Raw genomic sequence first — 16,135 nt, 5'->3', positions numbered from 1 at the left:
CTGTCAGCGGTGCAGGTCGCCGGCGCTTTCCGGCTGGTAATGCAGCGCCTCGATACGCACCTCGTGCAGGCTGCCATCCGGCAGCCGCCACTCGATGAGGCTGCCGACCTTGAGGCCGAGCAGGGCAGCCCCCAGTGGCGCCAGCACCGACAGGCCGTCCTGCTGGCCGGGCAGCGCATGCGGATAGACCAGCGTGCGCACCAGAGTCTGCTGGCGGGTCAGGTCCGTGAACTCCACGCGGCTGTTCATGCTGACGATATCGGCGGGCACCTCGTGAGGCTCGACGACCTCGCCGCGCTCCAGCTCGTCCTCAAGCTGTTCTGCCACCTGACGGTCGGCGGCGGCAACGCGATCAATCAGGCGCTCGAGGCGTTCGGCGTCCAGGCGATTGATGATGATCGAGGGAAGTGTGGCCATGAGACCTCCTGTCAGTCGTGGTGTCAGCCCCTTGCGAGCAAGGCCTTGCTGGACACCAAAAAAACAGCCCTCCGCCGGGAAGGGCGAAGGACTGTGTGCAGAAGTCATCATATAAACTTCGCTCGGCGATGGATAGCCCATTCAGGCAACTGAGGCCAGCGCGAGGACAGACCCGCTCACTCCCGCGTCAGGCGCTGGAGCTGGCGAACAGCCAGTCAGTGATCTCGTCGCGATTGAGCACGACCAGCTGCTGGGCGCGCGGAGACTCTTCCAGATGGTCCGGATTGATGCCCAGCTCGCGCAGGACGTACTGCACCAGAGCGCCGCGTGTCGGCAGGTGCAGCTCGCCATCCACCATGCCGTGGTCCTGCTCTATCAGGCCGCGCTCGGCGGGCGTCAGGCGCGGGTCGGCGCCCAGCTTCAAGGTGACTCGCGTCTCCCAGCCTTCATCGCACTCGCGCTGGCTGCCCTCGAGGACTTCACCGAACAGCTCCGGCACCGCGCGGAATCGAGACAGCACGAAGTCACGAAAAGCCCGGTTCTTCTCGCAGAAGGCGCGCACATGCCAGCGGCCAGCGGCGTAGACCAGCGTATGCGGACACAGGATGCGCTCCTCCCCCTGGGGGGAGTTGAGAGAGGCATAGGTCACCTCGAGACGCGCGCCCTGACTGGCGGCTTCGATCAAGGCCCTGACCACCGGCGGACTGGCGCTGCGTGACGGCAGGCGCAGGGCCTCGGTGTTTGCCTGGCCTAGCCCCAACCCGGTGAAATGCGGATTCAGATTGTCGTGATTGCCCAGCAATTGCAGGTATTCATCGACCTCACCCCGCGTCAGCATGGGGCAGAAATTCGCCGACGGACGGTAGCCCTTGATGACGGGGTCATACTCGAGATTGTTCTCGGCGACCGTCTCGCGGTAGGTCTTCATGACGCGCGAGGCTTGTTGTCTGGCGATACCGAAGGCGTTGCCCAGATGGCGCGAAGTGACTCGCCCCTCCCACAAGGCGATGATCTCGATCAGGCGGTAACGCGCCAGCGTGTCCCATGGCAGGACTTCGAGGCGTTGCTTGATGCTCATTGCTGAATCCTTTCATACGGGTCTTCTGGAGCGTATTCGTGACGCATTGCACACACCGGGCTTGGCAATGGCGACACATGGCGAGTGCTCACGAGGATCGGTAAGAGGACCCTGCTCCGGGTGGCGTGTGGCGAACAAGTCTTCGTTAACTGCAGGATATGCATAAAGAAAGCTCCGGCAGAAGATACCTGCTCCGTTGCGTTGACCCTAGTGACTGCGCATCGACGTCTCGTTTTGGCGTCGTCCAAACGCGACGCATCATTAGAATTCGACGATTTATCCTCGCTCGGTGACGTGTGATTGCGCGCTATCAATAGATCAAGACATTACGTTGCGCAGGGGCGTTGGCCGCGTGTGGCATGCTCTGAATGAAGACACTATATGCGCAACACGAATATGCCTCATATAACCCTCATTTAAGTGTTAGAGATGCCTCAGGCCAAGGTATCGCGCAAAGTTCCCTTATTTTGCGAGCCCTAATAGCGACGCACTTCCTGCAATGACATTCATAAGTATTAGAGAGATGGTCATGCTGCCCTTTGCGGCAACAGCGAAAAGTGCTCAAACGCAAAAGACCCGCCGAGTTGGCGGGTCTTTTGCGTTTGAGCACGATGCCCCCTGCCATCAGGCAGGGGGCTGGCTGGGCCAGCTTACTTGCTGGCGCGCTTGCGCTCGTTCTCTTTCAGGTACTTCTTGCGGATACGGATGTGCAGCGGAGTGACTTCCACCAGCTCATCGGAATCCAGGAACTCGATCGCCTGTTCCAGGGTGAAGCGAATCGGCGGCGTCAGCACGATGTTTTCATCGTTGCCGGTAGAACGCATGTTATCGAGCTTCTTGGCCTTGGTCGGGTTCACGACCAGGTCGTTGGCGCGGTTGTGGATACCGACCAGCATGCCTTCATAGACTTCGGTACCGTGACCGATGATCAGCTTGCCACGTTCCTGCAGGGTGTACAGGGCGTAGGACAGCGCCTTGCCCGGCACCATGGAGATCATGACGCCGTTGCGACGCTCGACGCCTGCGCCTTCCTTCAGATCACCGTAGTGATCGAAGCGGCTGGTCAGGATGCCGGTACCGGAGGTCAGGGTCAGGAACTGACCACGGAAGCCGATCAGACCGCGAGACGGGATGATGAAGTCCAGACGCACACGACCCTTGCCATCCGGGTTCATGTTGGTCAGCTCGCCCTTGCGGTAGCCCAGCTCTTCCATGATGGAGCCCTGGTGCTGCTCTTCACAGTCGATGATGACTTCTTCGTACGGCTCCTGCTTCTTGCCGTCGATTTCCTTGATGATCACTTCCGGACGGCCCACGGCCAGCTCGAAGCCTTCACGACGCATGGATTCGATCAGAACGGAGAGGTGAAGCTCACCACGACCGGAGACGACGAACTTCTCCGGAGTCTCGCCCTGTTCGACGCGCAGTGCGACGTTGTGGATCAGTTCCTGGTCCAGACGCTCACGGATGTTGCGGCTGGTGACGAACTTGCCGTCCTGACCGGCGAACGGAGAGTCATTGACCTGGAAGGTCATGGAGACGGTCGGCTCATCGACGGTCAGCGGCGGCAGCGCCTCGACAGTGGCGGTGTCGCAGATGGTGTCGGAGATCGCGAGGTTCTCGATACCGGTGATGCAGACGATGTCGCCGGCAGTCGCCTTGTCGGTCTGCACGCGGTCCAGACCCATGTGAGTCATGACCTGGCCGATCTTGCCCTTACGGACAGCGCCTTCCTTGGTGATGATGGAAACCTGCTGACCCGGGCTGACGGCGCCGCGCTTGATGCGACCCAGACCGATGACGCCGACGTAGCTGTTGTAGTCCAGTGCGGAGATCTGCATCTGGAACGGACCGTCCAGCTCGACCTTCGGCGGCTCGACGATGTCGACGATGGACTGGAACATCGGGTCCATGGTGTCTTTCAGGTCTTCCGGATCCATACCGGCAATGCCGTTCAGGGCAGAGCAGTAGATGATCGGGAAGTCGAGCTGCTCGTCAGTCGCGCCCAGGTTGTCGAACAGATCGAAGATCTGGTCAACGACCCAGTCAGGACGAGAGCCCGGACGGTCGATCTTGTTGACGACGACGATCGGCTTCAGGCCCTGGGCGAATGCCTTCTGGGTCACGAAGCGAGTCTGCGGCATCGGGCCATCGACGGCATCGACCAGCAGCAGCACGGAATCGACCATGGACATCACGCGCTCGACTTCGCCACCGAAGTCAGCGTGCCCAGGGGTATCCACGATGTTGATGTGGTAGTCGTTCCACTGGATCGCGGTGTTCTTCGCGAGAATGGTGATGCCGCGCTCTTTTTCCTGGTCGTTGGAATCCATGATGCGTTCCTGACCCTCGGCCTTGCGGTCCAGGGTGCCAGACTGACTCAGGAGCTTGTCGACCAGGGTAGTTTTACCGTGGTCAACGTGGGCGATGATGGCTATGTTGCGAAGTTTCTCGATCACGACGGGAACCTGTGCGGAAAATGGGCGCTCGCGTACCGGGCGCTTGTGATTTGGGGCGCATTATAGGGGGCATGGCATGCCTCCTGCCAGCATCGTGCATTCACGAGGCGAGTCAGCGAGTGCCTTCAATTGGCCTGAAGTGCCCAAATGGTTGTCTCTCAAGTCTTTTCCGCGCCCTTGTCGCGGATGAAAAAAACTTGTGAGTCGAGGCAAACATGAGGATGAAAGAAAGAAATGACCGCAATGTGATGCTGACGTGATCATCGGGTGTGAGCGGAGAAATCCCCGGGATTCAGTGTTTTGCACCAATGTGGAGCAATGGCGTTTTTTGGTGCACTCAAATGATGAATCTGCACTGCGCGGCAAGAATTTTTGCACCTTGTCGGCCCATCTCTGGTCGGGTTTTCGTGCTGCATGCATGAAGATGGTGGTGTTTTTTTTCAGCATATTCATTAACTTACTGAAATTAGCGCTGCGGCGTGCGCCATTCTGGCACGCTCGCTGCATTGTTAGAGCATCCTGTCTGATGGCTGGCATAACGACGCCGACCATGAGAGAAAAGGCTTACAAAATAGAGCAATAACCCCAGACAACGCTGACACCAACTGTAACCAGAGCCGCCGGCTCCATCGGAGAATTACCATGGCTGAGAAGACACTTGCCCTGATTGAAGAACACGAAGTCAAGTGGGTTGATCTGCGCTTCACCGACACCAAGGGCAAGGAGCAGCACGTCTCCATCCCGGCGCGTACAGTGGATGAGGAATTCTTCGAGAACGGCCAGATGTTCGATGGTTCCTCCATCGAAGGTTGGAAGGGCATCAACGAATCCGACATGATCCTGATGCCGGACGACGGCACTGCCTTCCTCGACCCGTTCACCGAAGACACCACCCTGGTGCTGCGCTGTGACGTCATCGAGCCGGCCACCATGCAGGGCTATGAGCGCGACCCGCGTTCCGTCGCCAAGCGTGCCGAGGAATTCCTGAAGTCCACCGGTCTGGGCGACACCGCCTTCTTCGGTCCGGAGCCGGAATTCTTCATCTTCGACGAAGTGCACTGGAAGAACGAGATGAACGGTTCCATGTTCAAGATCTCTTCCGAAGAAGGTGCCTGGGCGACCGATTCCACGCCGGAAGGCGGCAACCTGGGTCACCGTCCGCGTCTGAAGGGCGGCTACTTCCCGGTCCCGCCGATCGACAGCTTCCACGATATCCGTGCTGCCATGTGCAACACCCTGGAAGCCATCGGTCAGGAAGTCGAAGTTCACCACCACGAAGTGGCGAACGCCGGCCAGAACGAGATCGGCGTCAAGTTCAACACCCTGGTCAAGAAGGCCGATGAGGTTCAGGAACTCAAGTACGTGATCCACAACGTGGCTCACGCCTACGGCAAGTCCGCGACCTTCATGCCCAAGCCGCTGGTCGGTGACAACGGTTCCGGCATGCACGTTCACCAGTCCTTCTGGAAGGATGGCGACAACCAGTTCGCCGGTGACGAGTACGCGGGTCTGTCCGAAATGGCCCTCTACTACATTGGCGGCATCATCAAGCACGCTCGTGCCCTGAACGCCTTCACCAATGCGTCCACCAACTCCTACAAGCGTCTGGTGCCGGGCTTCGAAGCGCCGGTCATGCTGGCCTACTCTGCCCGCAACCGTTCCGCTTCCATCCGTATCCCGTACACCGCCAGCCCGAAAGGCAAGCGTGTCGAGGCGCGTTTCCCGGATCCGACGGCTAACCCGTACCTGGCGTTCTCCGCGATGCTGATGGCCGGTATTGACGGTATCAAGAACAAGATCCACCCGGGCGACGCGATGGACAAGAACCTCTACGACCTGCCGGCCGAAGAAGCCAAGTCCATCCCGACCGTGGCCGAGAGCCTCGAACAGGCCCTGACCGCGCTGGACGGCGATCGTGAGTTCCTGACCCAGGGCGGCGTCTTCACCGACGACATGATCGATGCCTACCTCGAGCTGAAGGGCGAAGACGTCCAGCGCCTGCGCATGGCGACTCACCCGCTCGAATTCGACATGTACTACAGCGTCTAAGTACTGCCGGGGTTGAGGCAGACATTCGCTAGTCACGCCATCTGACGGAGTGCCTTCCAGGTGAAGGCAAGCCCACGACGATGACGACAGCAGGGCCATACCGACAGGTGTGGCCCTGTTTTTCGTTGTGGCCCTGTTTTTCATTATGGCCCTGTTTCGTTCTATCTCTTTGCTCTGATCCTTTGCTCTGCCCCTGATCCTTTTCCCTGAGATCGGCCATGCTGATGACAGACCTGCAGGGCGCGGTGGTAGCCTTGCGTGACAGTCAATGCACACAGGCGTCTTGTCGAAGGCCCCAAATGCTGGCATCAACGCGGTAAGCTTTGTAACTTGTTAGCCTTGTCATCAGGCAGCAGGATCGCCTGTCGATAGACCCAACCCGCTGGAGCTGCCTGCGGCTTCTGGCCTCCCATGACTCTCTTCAGGAATCTTCGGATGTGGCCCTTCGTATCCTCCCTGCGCGTCGCGAACCCCGCGACTGACTCGCGTGCACTGCCAGCAGCGCGCCCCGAGCCACTGCAGTGCCTGCTGCTGGCAGCGACGCTGATGCTGTCCAGCCTGTCGTTCGATCTTCAGGCGGCCCAGGTCTATCGTCACGTCGATGCCAACGGCAACGTCGTCTTCAGTGATCAGCCTGCGGGCGGCAGCAAGGTGCAGCTGACGCCGCTCAGCGTGGTGCCGTCGACGGAATCCCTGCCGCCGCGGCGCAGCACGCCGTCGCGCGTGAGTTCTTCCTCATCCAGCGAGAGCACCCGCACCCGGGCGCCTGCGGTAGATGTGGCCTTCCGTGGCTATACCACCTTCACCATCCAGAGCCCGTCCAACGAGGAAACGCTGCAGACCGGGCAGGCGGGCAATCTGGCGGTGCGCCTGGGAATCGAGCCCAAGCTGCGCCCGGAAGACAAGGTGCGCGTGACCGTGGACGGTGCGCCGTCTCAATCCGCCATGCACAGCACCGTCTTCATGGTGCCGGCGCTGGAGCGTGGCAAGCATGTCATCCAGGCGGAGCTGCTGGATTCCACCGGCCGCGTGCGCCAGACCAGCGAGCCGAAGGTGGTCTATGTGCAGCGCGCCAGCGTCAATCTGCCTCGCAACCCCAACAACCCTGCCAACGCTGGCGGTGGTTAGCAGCGTCTGGGCGGCCTTTTTCTTCGCGCCTTTCTCCTTCGCTGACAGGCCGCCTTCGGGCGGCTTTTTCGTGTCTGGGCCAGTCGATGTCGGGCCACCTGGCAGCGAAGAGAGGCAACGCGGATTCTAGCGCGTTTTTCTGCCTGCACCATTTTGGTGCCAATATGAGGGGCCAGAAATGGTTGCACAGCATCGGACGCCGTGTTCTCGGTGCCTGCACCAGACTGGCGCGGTTATTGCAGAACAGGGAGACGTACTGCAGATGGCGAACAAACCCATGCATCAACGACTGCTCGAACACCTGAACACTGCCGTGGTGGTGCTGGACTCACAGCTGCAGATGGTCTGGATGAATCCCGCCGCGGAGACGCTGCTGGCGGTGAGTCTGGTGCGTGTGAAGGGCAGTACGCCCGACAACATGACCGGGCTGGATGACACCCTGATCAATGTGCTGCGCAAGGCGCTGGAGGAGCAGCACCCCTACACCCAGCGTGAGGCCGAGATCATCAACGCGGCCCATGAAGCGCTGACGGTGGATTTCACCGCGACGCCCATCAGCGCCAATGAACTGCTGGTCGAGATAGAACCGCGTGACCGCCTGATGCAGATCTCGCGCGAAGAAGCGCTGATCGCCCGCCAGGAGGCGGTCAAGGTGCTGACGCGTGGTCTCGCGCACGAGGTCAAGAATCCGCTCGGCGGCATTCGTGGTGCCGCCCAGCTGCTCGAACGTGATCTGCCCGAACCGCAGATGGTGGAGTTCACGCGCATCATCATCGAGGAGGTGGACCGTCTGCGTGATCTGGTCGATCGCATGCTCGGGCCGAACCGGCCGCCGTTGCAGGCGCCGGTCAATGTGCATGCGGTGACCGAGCGGGTGCGGGCCTTGCTGCAGGCGGAAGGCAGCGCCATCACCTTGAGCGCCGACTACGACCCGAGCCTGCCGGAGGTGATCGGCGACGAAGGTCAGCTGATCCAGGCGGTGCTCAACATCGCGCGCAATGCCACCCAGGCCCTCAATGAGCAGCCACAGCCCGATTCACCGCAGCCTGACGCAGCCCCCTACGAGATCACGCTGCGGACCCGCGCTCGCCGGCAGTTCACGCTGGGCCATGAGCGCCACCGGCTGGTCTGCGAGCTGGCGATCATCGACAACGGCCCCGGCATACCGGAGAGCCTGCGCGAGACGCTGTTCTACCCGATGGTCTCGGGGCGCGCCGAAGGCTCAGGGCTCGGGCTGTCGATCGCCCAGGGCATCCTGCACCAGCATCAGGGGCTGATCGAGTGTGACTCGCGCCCCGGCCATACCGAATTCCGATTACTCATTCCGCTAGCCGGCACTTCTGGAGATCACACATGAGCGAGACTGCCCGCGTCTGTATCGTCGATGACGACCGTGCCATTCGCTGGGTGCTGGAGCGCGCTCTGGCACAACCCGACCTCGAGGTGGAAACCTTCGAGCGTGCCGATCAGGCTGAAGCCAGCATCATGCGCCAGTGCCCGGATGTCCTGATCACCGATATCCGCATGCCCGGAACCGATGGTCTCGACCTGATGGCGCGCGTGCGCGAGAAGTACCCGGACCTGCCCGTCATCGTGATGACGGCGCATTCCGATCTCGACAGCGCCGTGGCCTCCTATCAGGGCGGCGCCTTCGAATACCTGCCCAAGCCGTTCGATGTCGATGAAGCGCTGGCGCTGGTACGGCGCGCCGTGGCGCATGCCCGTGAATCCAAGGCGCCCGCCGCCGTGCCGGAAGGGCTGACTAAGGAAATCATCGGCGAAGCGCCGGCGATGCAGGAAGTCTTTCGCGCCATCGGCCGCCTGTCACAGTCGCATATCACCGTCTTGATCAACGGCGAGTCCGGTACCGGCAAGGAGCGCGTGGCCCAGGCGCTGCATCAGCACTCGCCGCGCGCCGCCAAGCCGTTCATCGCGCTCAACATGGCGGCGATTCCCAAGGACCTGATGGAATCGGAGCTGTTCGGCCACGAGAAGGGCGCCTTCACCGGCGCCACGGCGCTGCGCCGCGGGCGCTTCGAGCAGGCCGATGGCGGCACGCTGTTCCTCGATGAAATCGGTGACATGCCCGCCGAGACCCAGACCCGCCTGCTGCGCGTGCTGGCCGATGGCGAATTCTATCGTGTCGGTGGCATCACGCCGGTCAAGGTCGACGTGCGCATCATCGCCGCGACGCACCAGCACCTGGAAAAGCTGGTCGAGGATGGGCGCTTCCGTGAGGATCTCTTCCACCGCCTCAACGTGATTCGCGTGCATCTGCCGCGCCTGTCGGAGCGTCGCGAAGACATTCCGCGTCTGATGAGCCACTTCCTGGGCGAGGCCGCGCGTGAGCTGTCGACCGAGCCCAAGGTGCTGACGGAGGCCGCGGAGAAACACCTGACGCGCTTCGACTGGCCGGGCAACGTGCGCCAGCTCGAGAACACCTGTCGCTGGCTGACGGTGATGGCCTCGGGGCGTGAAGTGATGATCGAGGACCTGCCGCCGGAGCTGCGCGATGCCAGCGGCACCGAGGCGGCCTCCGGCGATTGGCGTGGTGCCTTCCGCGAGTGGGCGGACCGCGCACTCGCCGCCGGCCACACCCATCTGCTGGAAGAGGCGGTGCCCGACTTCGAGCGCATCCTGATCGAGACGGCCCTCAAGCATACCGGTGGCCGCAAGGGCGAAGCCGCCGAGCTGCTGGGCTGGGGCCGCAACACCCTGACCCGCAAGCTCAAGGTGCTGCTGCCGGCGCTGGCCGAGGACTGAGGACAGCCTGAGCGGGCTGGAGACAAGGAGAACAGGGTGCCACAATCCCTGTTCTCTTTTTTTATGCGCGTCATTCACCTGTTATCTGCTCGCCGGCGCCAGTACTCGGCGCCTGCCAAGGAGTTGCCTGATGTCATCGATGAGCTGGGAGCGACTGCTGGAACCGAGTCGCCTGCATGACGCACCGGGCACCGTATCGCGTGAGATGGGGCGGACACCCTTCCACAAGGACCACGACCGCATCGTGTTCGCAGGCTCCTTCCGTCGCCTGGGGCGCAAGACCCAGGTCCACCCGCTGACCGACAACGACCATATCCACACGCGGCTGACTCACTCGCTGGAGGTCGGCTGCGTCGGCCGCTCGCTGGGCATGATGGTCGGCGAGAAGCTCAAGGAGCAGTTGCCCGACTGGATCACGCCGTCGGATCTCGGCGTCATCGTCCAGACCGGCTGCCTGGGGCATGACATCGGCAACCCGCCCTTCGGGCATGCCGGGGAGTACGCCATTCGTGACTGGTTCGCCGCCGAGGCCGCCAGTGATCACGGTCGGCTGGCCGGGCTGAGCGATGCCGAGCGCGAGGACCTGCTCACCTACGAAGGCAATGCCCAGGGCTTTCGCATCGTTACCCAGATCGAATACAACCAGTTCCATGGCGGCATGCGCCTGACGGCAGCGACGCTGGGCACGCTGCTCAAGTACCCGTGGACGGTGGAGCACGCCACGGCGGGCGGCAAGTTCGGCTGCTATCAGAGCGAGCGCGTGCTGCTGGATCAGGTCGCCGAGCGCTGTGGTTTGCTGGCGCGGGCCGATGGCCGCTGGTGCCGTCACCCGCTGGCGTGGCTGGTCGAGGCCGCCGATGACATCTGCTATGCGCTGCTGGACCTGGAAGATGGCCTCGAGATGGGCATCCTGCAGTTCGAGGAAGTGTTCGAGATTCTCACCGGCATCAGCGGTGGCGAGCCGCGCGAATATCAGGAGATGGTCGCCCGCGGCACCTCCCAGCGGCGCAAGGTGGCGGCGTTGAGAGGCGCGGCAATGGAGCGTGCCGTCAATGATGTCGCCGAGGCTTTCGTGCAGCGCGAGACGGAACTGCTGGCCGGCACGCTCAGTGAAGACCTGCTCGACCTTTGCCACCCCGACCTCGGCTGGGGCGTGCGGGAAGCCAAGAATCTGGCGCGCCAGAAGATCTTCCGCAACGAGCGCAAGGCCAAGCTGGAGATCGGCGCCTACACCACGCTGGGTATCCTGCTCGAGGCCTTCATCGGCGCTGCGCATGAGCTGCATACCAAGGGGCGCTCCAGCTTCAAGCATCAACGTGTGCTGGCATTGATCGGCGAGAACACGCCGACCAAGGACTGGGACCTCTACCGCAGCTATCGGCGCATGCTCGACTTCATCGGCGGCATGACGGACCACTTCGCGGTAGACCTCGCCCAGGAGATGGGCGGGCGTCTGCGCGGCGACTGAGTCCGAGGCGCCATCAGCCCGATCATCTCAAGCCTGATTACTGCAGGCTTCATCACTTTCAGCCTCATCATCTCCAGCCAGAGAGCGGCAGCGGTGCTGTGCTGTTTCCTGGCGGGTGCCTGCTGTCCGGTCTGACATCTGCTGCCTTTGCTGCGCCTCCCCTGCGTCTTCCCCCCTCTGTGGCTGCCCACCTCTGCGCTGCCTGTTCTGGCTGTGTCTTCCCTGCTGATTTGCCTGTCGCTGCCAGCCCTGTCGTCGTGCTTCCTGCTCTTCTCTTGGCCTTAACGCCAAGGCCTGTCATGCGCTAATAAATGACTTGCTTGCGTTAAATTGACTTTACGTAGCCGCTTGGATCGTTGTACTAGGATTGTACGCAGTGGGGATGCGTGTATCGCAATCACTCATGATAAGCTGTTATCATGTATGGCAATAACGATAAATGAGGCTTATATATGAGCAAGGAAACCCGAAAGGTATCCGCCAGGGCGGCGGGGGATCGGCCGGAAAAGCCCTTCGACATGATCGACAAGCCGACCTTCTTCGGCTCGATCTTCCTGCTGTTGGCAGTGACGCTGCCCCTGGTCATCTTCCCCGAGCAGGGCGCGATGTGGGTATCGGCGGCCAAGAACTTCGTCACCAGCAAGCTCGGCGTGCTCTATCTGCTGCTCGGCGTGGGGGCCGGCGGCTTCATGATCTACATCATCTTCAGCGACATCGGTCAGATAAAGCTCGGTGATGCCGAGGAGAAGCCCGAATTCTCCATCGTCTCATGGGCGGCGATGCTGTTCTGTGCCGGTATCGGGGCCTCCATCCTGTACTGGTCGATGATCGAGTGGGTCTACTACTACCAGTCGCCCCCATTCCATGTGGAAGGCCAGACACCGGAGGCAGCGGAATGGGCCGCGGCCTACGGCATCTTCCACTGGGGCCCGCTGGCATGGGCGATCTACCTGATTCCCGCCGTGCCGATCGCCTACTTCTACTACGTGCGTCACCACAGCGTGCTGAAGATTTCCGAGGCGCTGATGCCGGTGCTGGGCGAAAAGCTGGCGCATGGCTGGCTGGGCAAGCTGATCGATATCAGCTTCATCTTCGGCATGCTGGGCGGCGGTGCGACCACCCTGGGTCTGGCGGCACCGATGATCAACGAGGGGGTGCACGAGCTGTTCGGGGTGCCCAAGTCGCTGACTACGCAGATCGTGGTGCTGCTGGTGTGTACCGCCCTGTTCGGCTACAGCGCCTACGTGGGCCTCAAGAAGGGCATCAAGCTGCTGTCAGACATCAACTTCTGGCTGGCGGTCGGCCTGTTGCTGTTCATCTTCATCGCGGGGCCGACCCTGTTCATGGCCAATACCGGGCTGGATGCGCTGGGCCGCGTGATGAGCAATCTGATCCACATGGCCACCTGGCTTGAACCGTTCGCCGAGTTCAAGGGCTTCGAGGACACGCACTTCCCGCAGGACTGGACCATCTTCTACTGGGCCTGGTGGCTGGTGTTCGCGCCCAGCGTGGGGCTGTTCATCGCGCGTATCTCGCGGGGCCGCACCATCCGCGCCATGGTCGCCGGTTCGATGTTCTTCGGCACCATGGGCTGCTTCCTGTTCTTCATGGTGATGGGCAACTACGGCCTCTACCTGCAGCTGTCCGGTGAGCTGGACGTGGTCACCATTCTCAATGACCAGAGCCCGACCGCAGCCATCTTCGCGATGCTGCACACGCTGCCGCTGGACTACGTGGTGATCTTCGCCTTCACGCTGCTGGCGCTGATCTTCACCGCGACCACCTTCGACTCCATCTCCTACATTCTGGCCGCTGTGGTCCAGAAGGAAGTCGATGAAGAGCCGATGCGCTGGAACCGCCTGTTCTGGGCCTTCGCCCTGTCGTTCATGCCCATCGTGCTGATGTTCATCGGCGGGCTGGAGACCCTGCAGACGGCCTCCATCATCGGGGGTGTGCCGCTATTGGCAGTGGCCTTGATGCTGTGCATCTCCATCGTGCGTGCCGCGCACTATGACCTGCGCTACCAGCCGGATTACACGGTCAAGGAAATCAACATCGAGGAGTTCCCGGCAGACGACCCCTGGACCGAAGACGGCACTTGGGAAATACCCGACGAGGACGTGCCGGCAGCAGGCAAGCCGCGGCAGGACCCGCCCAAGGATCATATCGAAGGCGACCCGCACAGCCGTCCCTCACGCCTGTGAGGAGATGAGCCGCCTGGCCGGTTGAACGGCCAGTGCCAGACGACAAGACGCCGCCCATTGGGCGGCGTCTTGTCGTTCAGGGCAGGCAAGGACGTAGCGTGATGACTGGCCCGCAAGGCGTCAGCCGGTTTCCTCGAGTGTCGCGCGGCGCACCCGGCGCGGCGTCAGTAGCGGTGGCATCGGGTCGTTGTCGCTGCTGTCGAGCGCCAGATGGCGGAGGATGGCGGCACCGATGCGCCGCGAGCTGTCCGGGATGCCCTGATTGCCGAACAGGCGGTTGAACTCGAACACGAGCGGATGGCCATCGACCATCGCGATATCGAAGCCGGCATGATCGACACTCAGTGCATCGGCCAGGTGCAGGGCCAGGGCGATGGCGGGCGCCGGGATATTGTCGTAGGCCGTCTCGCCGCCCTGACTGACATTGGAGCGATAGCCGCCCAGCGGCGTGACGCGCCAGTAGGCGGTGATGACTTCGCCACCCACCACCACGATGCGCAGGTCGCGGTCGATCTCCAGGCGCGGCTGGGCATACAGCACCGGATGCTCCGCCGCATGCGCCTCCAGCTCGCCTCGCGACTGGATCAGCTTCACGCCGACGCCCATCGAGCTTTTGACTTCCTTGACGATCAGCGGGTAGCCGAAGCGCGCCTCGATATCGTCGATTGCCTGACGGCTGGCGCCGCGAATCTCGGTCGGTGGCACATTGTCCGGGCAGATGGCCTGAAAGACGCGTGTCTGCTCGACCTTGTCGTGGCCGATCGCGTAGCTGGGCAGGCTGGGGAAGATGCGTTTGCCGAGGCCGTAGACCAGGGTGGTGATCTGCCAGTATTCGGGAAACAGCAGGATATCGGCGGCGCGGATCTCGTCGAGGTGATCCAGCATGCGCTCCGGCTTGATATAACGAACACCGGGAATGCCGAGGGTACGAAAAGCGTCGAAGGTGATGAGTTTCATGCGGGATATGTCGCCAAGAGTGCCATCATTGCGATAGCGCGATAAGGTTGCCAAGGCTGGACCGGCGCGTATTTAACGCCGGGCGGGCCGCCTTGGCAAGCCTTTGTCTGGCGCTGTCATGCTCCGAGGGGCCGGAGCATGGCAAAGGATCAACTGGTAGCGAGGCGCTCGGCCTGGACGCGGTCGAGAATCGCCTCGTTGATGCGCTGCTTGAGGGCGTCATCCAGGGTCGGGCAACCCTCTTCGGGAGCCATGCAATGGGTGCTCAGCCACTCGGCGAGGCCCTCGCCATTGACGACTTCGGGGTCATTCTCGCGCTGGGTCCCCTCGCGCACGATCTGCCAGCCCGGCAGTGCCAGCAGCCCCTGCACCGGCACGTCGACGCCGCATTCACGCTTCAGCCAGGCGGCCGTCCAGTCGCGTGCGGTACGTGTCTCGCGCAGCGGTTTGCGCTCGCGATAGCCCGGGAAGTACAGGCGACCATCCTTGAGCTTGACCTCATCCTTGAGTGCGCCCAGCGCATCCAGCGGCCGCGAGCGCGCCTTGGTGCGAATGGCATAGGCGCCGGCGGGGGTGACCACCAGATGATCGATATGGAAACCATCGGCCGGCACGTCGTGATAGACCATGCTGGTCAGCTGTTCCGGGCGGATCAGCTGGTCGAGTTCCTGACCGATGGACAGCTCGCAGGCCAGCCCCAGCTTGAGCTTGCGGATGCGCTGGAAGTGACGCGTCAGGCGCAGCGCGAACACCAGCACCAGCAGCGCACAGGCCAGACCGTAGGCGGCCCACTCAAGCCAGTTCTGCTCTTCGCCGAACACCATGCGCCCCATGCCGTAGACCAGCGGACTCAAGGTGATGAGCGGGCCGAGCGCCCCGTCGAGAAACAGCGCCTGGAAGGCCTCGTCGAGACGATCGCGCAGGCTCTGGCCCGGTTCACGCAGCTGGCGGCGGGTCAGCGGCGACTGGATGCGCCGCTCATGCAGGCCGCGCATGCCCAGCACCACCAGCGCGATGGCACCCAGAGGGGTAAGGAAGAAGACAGGTAACAGGTATTCCAGCCAATCCATTGGGGTGTCCTATCGGTGAGAGACGGGCCTACTGGTCAAGTCGAGCGTACTGGTCGGGCCGGGCGAGCGCGCCATCAATGGCCCAGCGCACGCGGCAGCGGCGTGAGCGGGATCTCGACCTCGCCCTGTGAGGTGCTGGCGTCACCCAGTACCGGCACCGCGCTGTCATTGATCCAGTACAGGCGACCCTCGCTGCGCACATCGGCTTGCAGCGCATAGCGATGGCCTTCCTCGATGGCATTGCGGTCGTACTGCAGCCTGACCGGGAAAGGCCCTTCACGCAGGCCGCCATAGCGGGTACTGGCAATCAGTCCGGCCTCGGCGTCGGCGCGGGAGACATCCACCAGGCGCACTTCCAGCATCGCATCCGGCGGTGCCGTGAAGGCCTGCTGCGGCACCACGCGCGCCTCCAGCTGCGTGAAGTCCGGGCCGGTCATGCAGCCACCCAGCCCGAACGTGGCCAGCAGCAGGCCAGAGAGCGAGAGCGTGCGAGCCGAAGACCGGCGTGGCGTGATGAAGTTCAGCATGGAAATCCCTTGTGC

12 protein-coding genes are annotated in these 16,135 nt (G+C 62.4%); 6 read left to right on the top strand and 6 right to left on the bottom strand.

Annotation, left to right across the window (positions count from 1 at the left end; genetic code table 11):
* Positions 1–3: 3 nt before the first annotated feature.
* From rnk to typA, 3 genes are all read right to left on the bottom strand, one after another.
* Entirely contained in the window at positions 4–417 is a 414-nt protein-coding gene (gene rnk, locus LCW13_RS16920) for a nucleoside diphosphate kinase regulator (RefSeq protein ID WP_175090630.1), read from the bottom strand.
* Positions 418–604: 187 nt separating this feature from the next.
* Positions 605–1,495, bottom strand: coding sequence for a WYL domain-containing transcriptional regulator (locus LCW13_RS16915; protein ID WP_225347432.1), 891 nt, complete (start codon positions 1,493–1,495; stop codon positions 605–607).
* Between the two features lie 650 nt (positions 1,496–2,145).
* Complete coding sequence (gene typA / locus LCW13_RS16910) at positions 2,146–3,954, bottom strand: translational GTPase TypA (protein ID WP_043335760.1); 1,809 nt, start codon at positions 3,952–3,954, stop codon at positions 2,146–2,148.
* A gap of 642 nt (positions 3,955–4,596) precedes the next feature.
* Here typA and glnA point away from each other — a divergent pair.
* The 6 genes from glnA (at position 4,597) to LCW13_RS16880 (ending at position 13,566) form a co-directional block, all read left to right on the top strand.
* A complete protein-coding gene (gene glnA / locus LCW13_RS16905; protein WP_043335758.1) occupies positions 4,597–6,003 on the top strand; it encodes a glutamate--ammonia ligase in 1,407 nt (468 codons plus the stop codon).
* Positions 6,004–6,438: 435 nt separating this feature from the next.
* Positions 6,439–7,131, top strand: coding sequence for a DUF4124 domain-containing protein (locus LCW13_RS16900; RefSeq protein ID WP_054556333.1), 693 nt, complete (start codon positions 6,439–6,441; stop codon positions 7,129–7,131).
* Positions 7,132–7,393: 262 nt separating this feature from the next.
* The gene (gene glnL, locus LCW13_RS16895; RefSeq protein WP_263643034.1) at positions 7,394–8,488 is read left to right on the top strand and encodes a nitrogen regulation protein NR(II); all 1,095 of its coding nucleotides are present in this window, start codon (positions 7,394–7,396) and stop codon (positions 8,486–8,488) included.
* Entirely contained in the window at positions 8,485–9,894 is a 1,410-nt protein-coding gene (gene ntrC / locus LCW13_RS16890) for a nitrogen regulation protein NR(I) (protein WP_043335756.1), read from the top strand. The genes glnL and ntrC overlap by 4 nt, the downstream gene beginning before the upstream one ends.
* A 130-nt stretch (positions 9,895–10,024) precedes the next feature.
* On the top strand, positions 10,025–11,362 hold the full coding sequence (locus tag LCW13_RS16885; RefSeq protein WP_043335753.1) for a deoxyguanosinetriphosphate triphosphohydrolase: 1,338 nt from the start codon (positions 10,025–10,027) through the stop codon (positions 11,360–11,362).
* A gap of 452 nt (positions 11,363–11,814) precedes the next feature.
* Positions 11,815–13,566 carry a BCCT family transporter gene (locus LCW13_RS16880; RefSeq protein WP_043335751.1) on the top strand — a complete coding sequence of 584 codons (1,752 nt, stop codon included), beginning with the start codon at positions 11,815–11,817 and terminating at the stop codon, positions 13,564–13,566.
* 120 nt (positions 13,567–13,686) lie between these two features.
* Here the strand turns inward: LCW13_RS16880 and LCW13_RS16875 are convergent, their stop codons facing one another.
* From LCW13_RS16875 to LCW13_RS16865, 3 genes are all read right to left on the bottom strand, one after another.
* A complete protein-coding gene (locus LCW13_RS16875; protein WP_225347431.1) occupies positions 13,687–14,523 on the bottom strand; it encodes an ATP-grasp domain-containing protein in 837 nt (278 codons plus the stop codon).
* A gap of 149 nt (positions 14,524–14,672) precedes the next feature.
* Positions 14,673–15,593, bottom strand: coding sequence for a nuclease-related domain-containing protein (locus tag LCW13_RS16870; RefSeq protein ID WP_043335750.1), 921 nt, complete (start codon positions 15,591–15,593; stop codon positions 14,673–14,675).
* 74 nt (positions 15,594–15,667) lie between these two features.
* Positions 15,668–16,120 (bottom strand): YbaY family lipoprotein, encoded by a 453-nt coding sequence (locus LCW13_RS16865; protein WP_225347430.1) that lies wholly within the window; start codon positions 16,118–16,120, stop codon positions 15,668–15,670.
* Between the last annotated feature and the right edge of the window lie 15 nt (positions 16,121–16,135).

Source organism: Cobetia amphilecti, assembly GCF_020217465.1.
Taxonomy (GTDB): Bacteria; Pseudomonadota; Gammaproteobacteria; order Pseudomonadales; family Halomonadaceae; genus Cobetia; species Cobetia amphilecti.
This window is presented reverse-complemented; position numbering and strand designations above follow the sequence as displayed.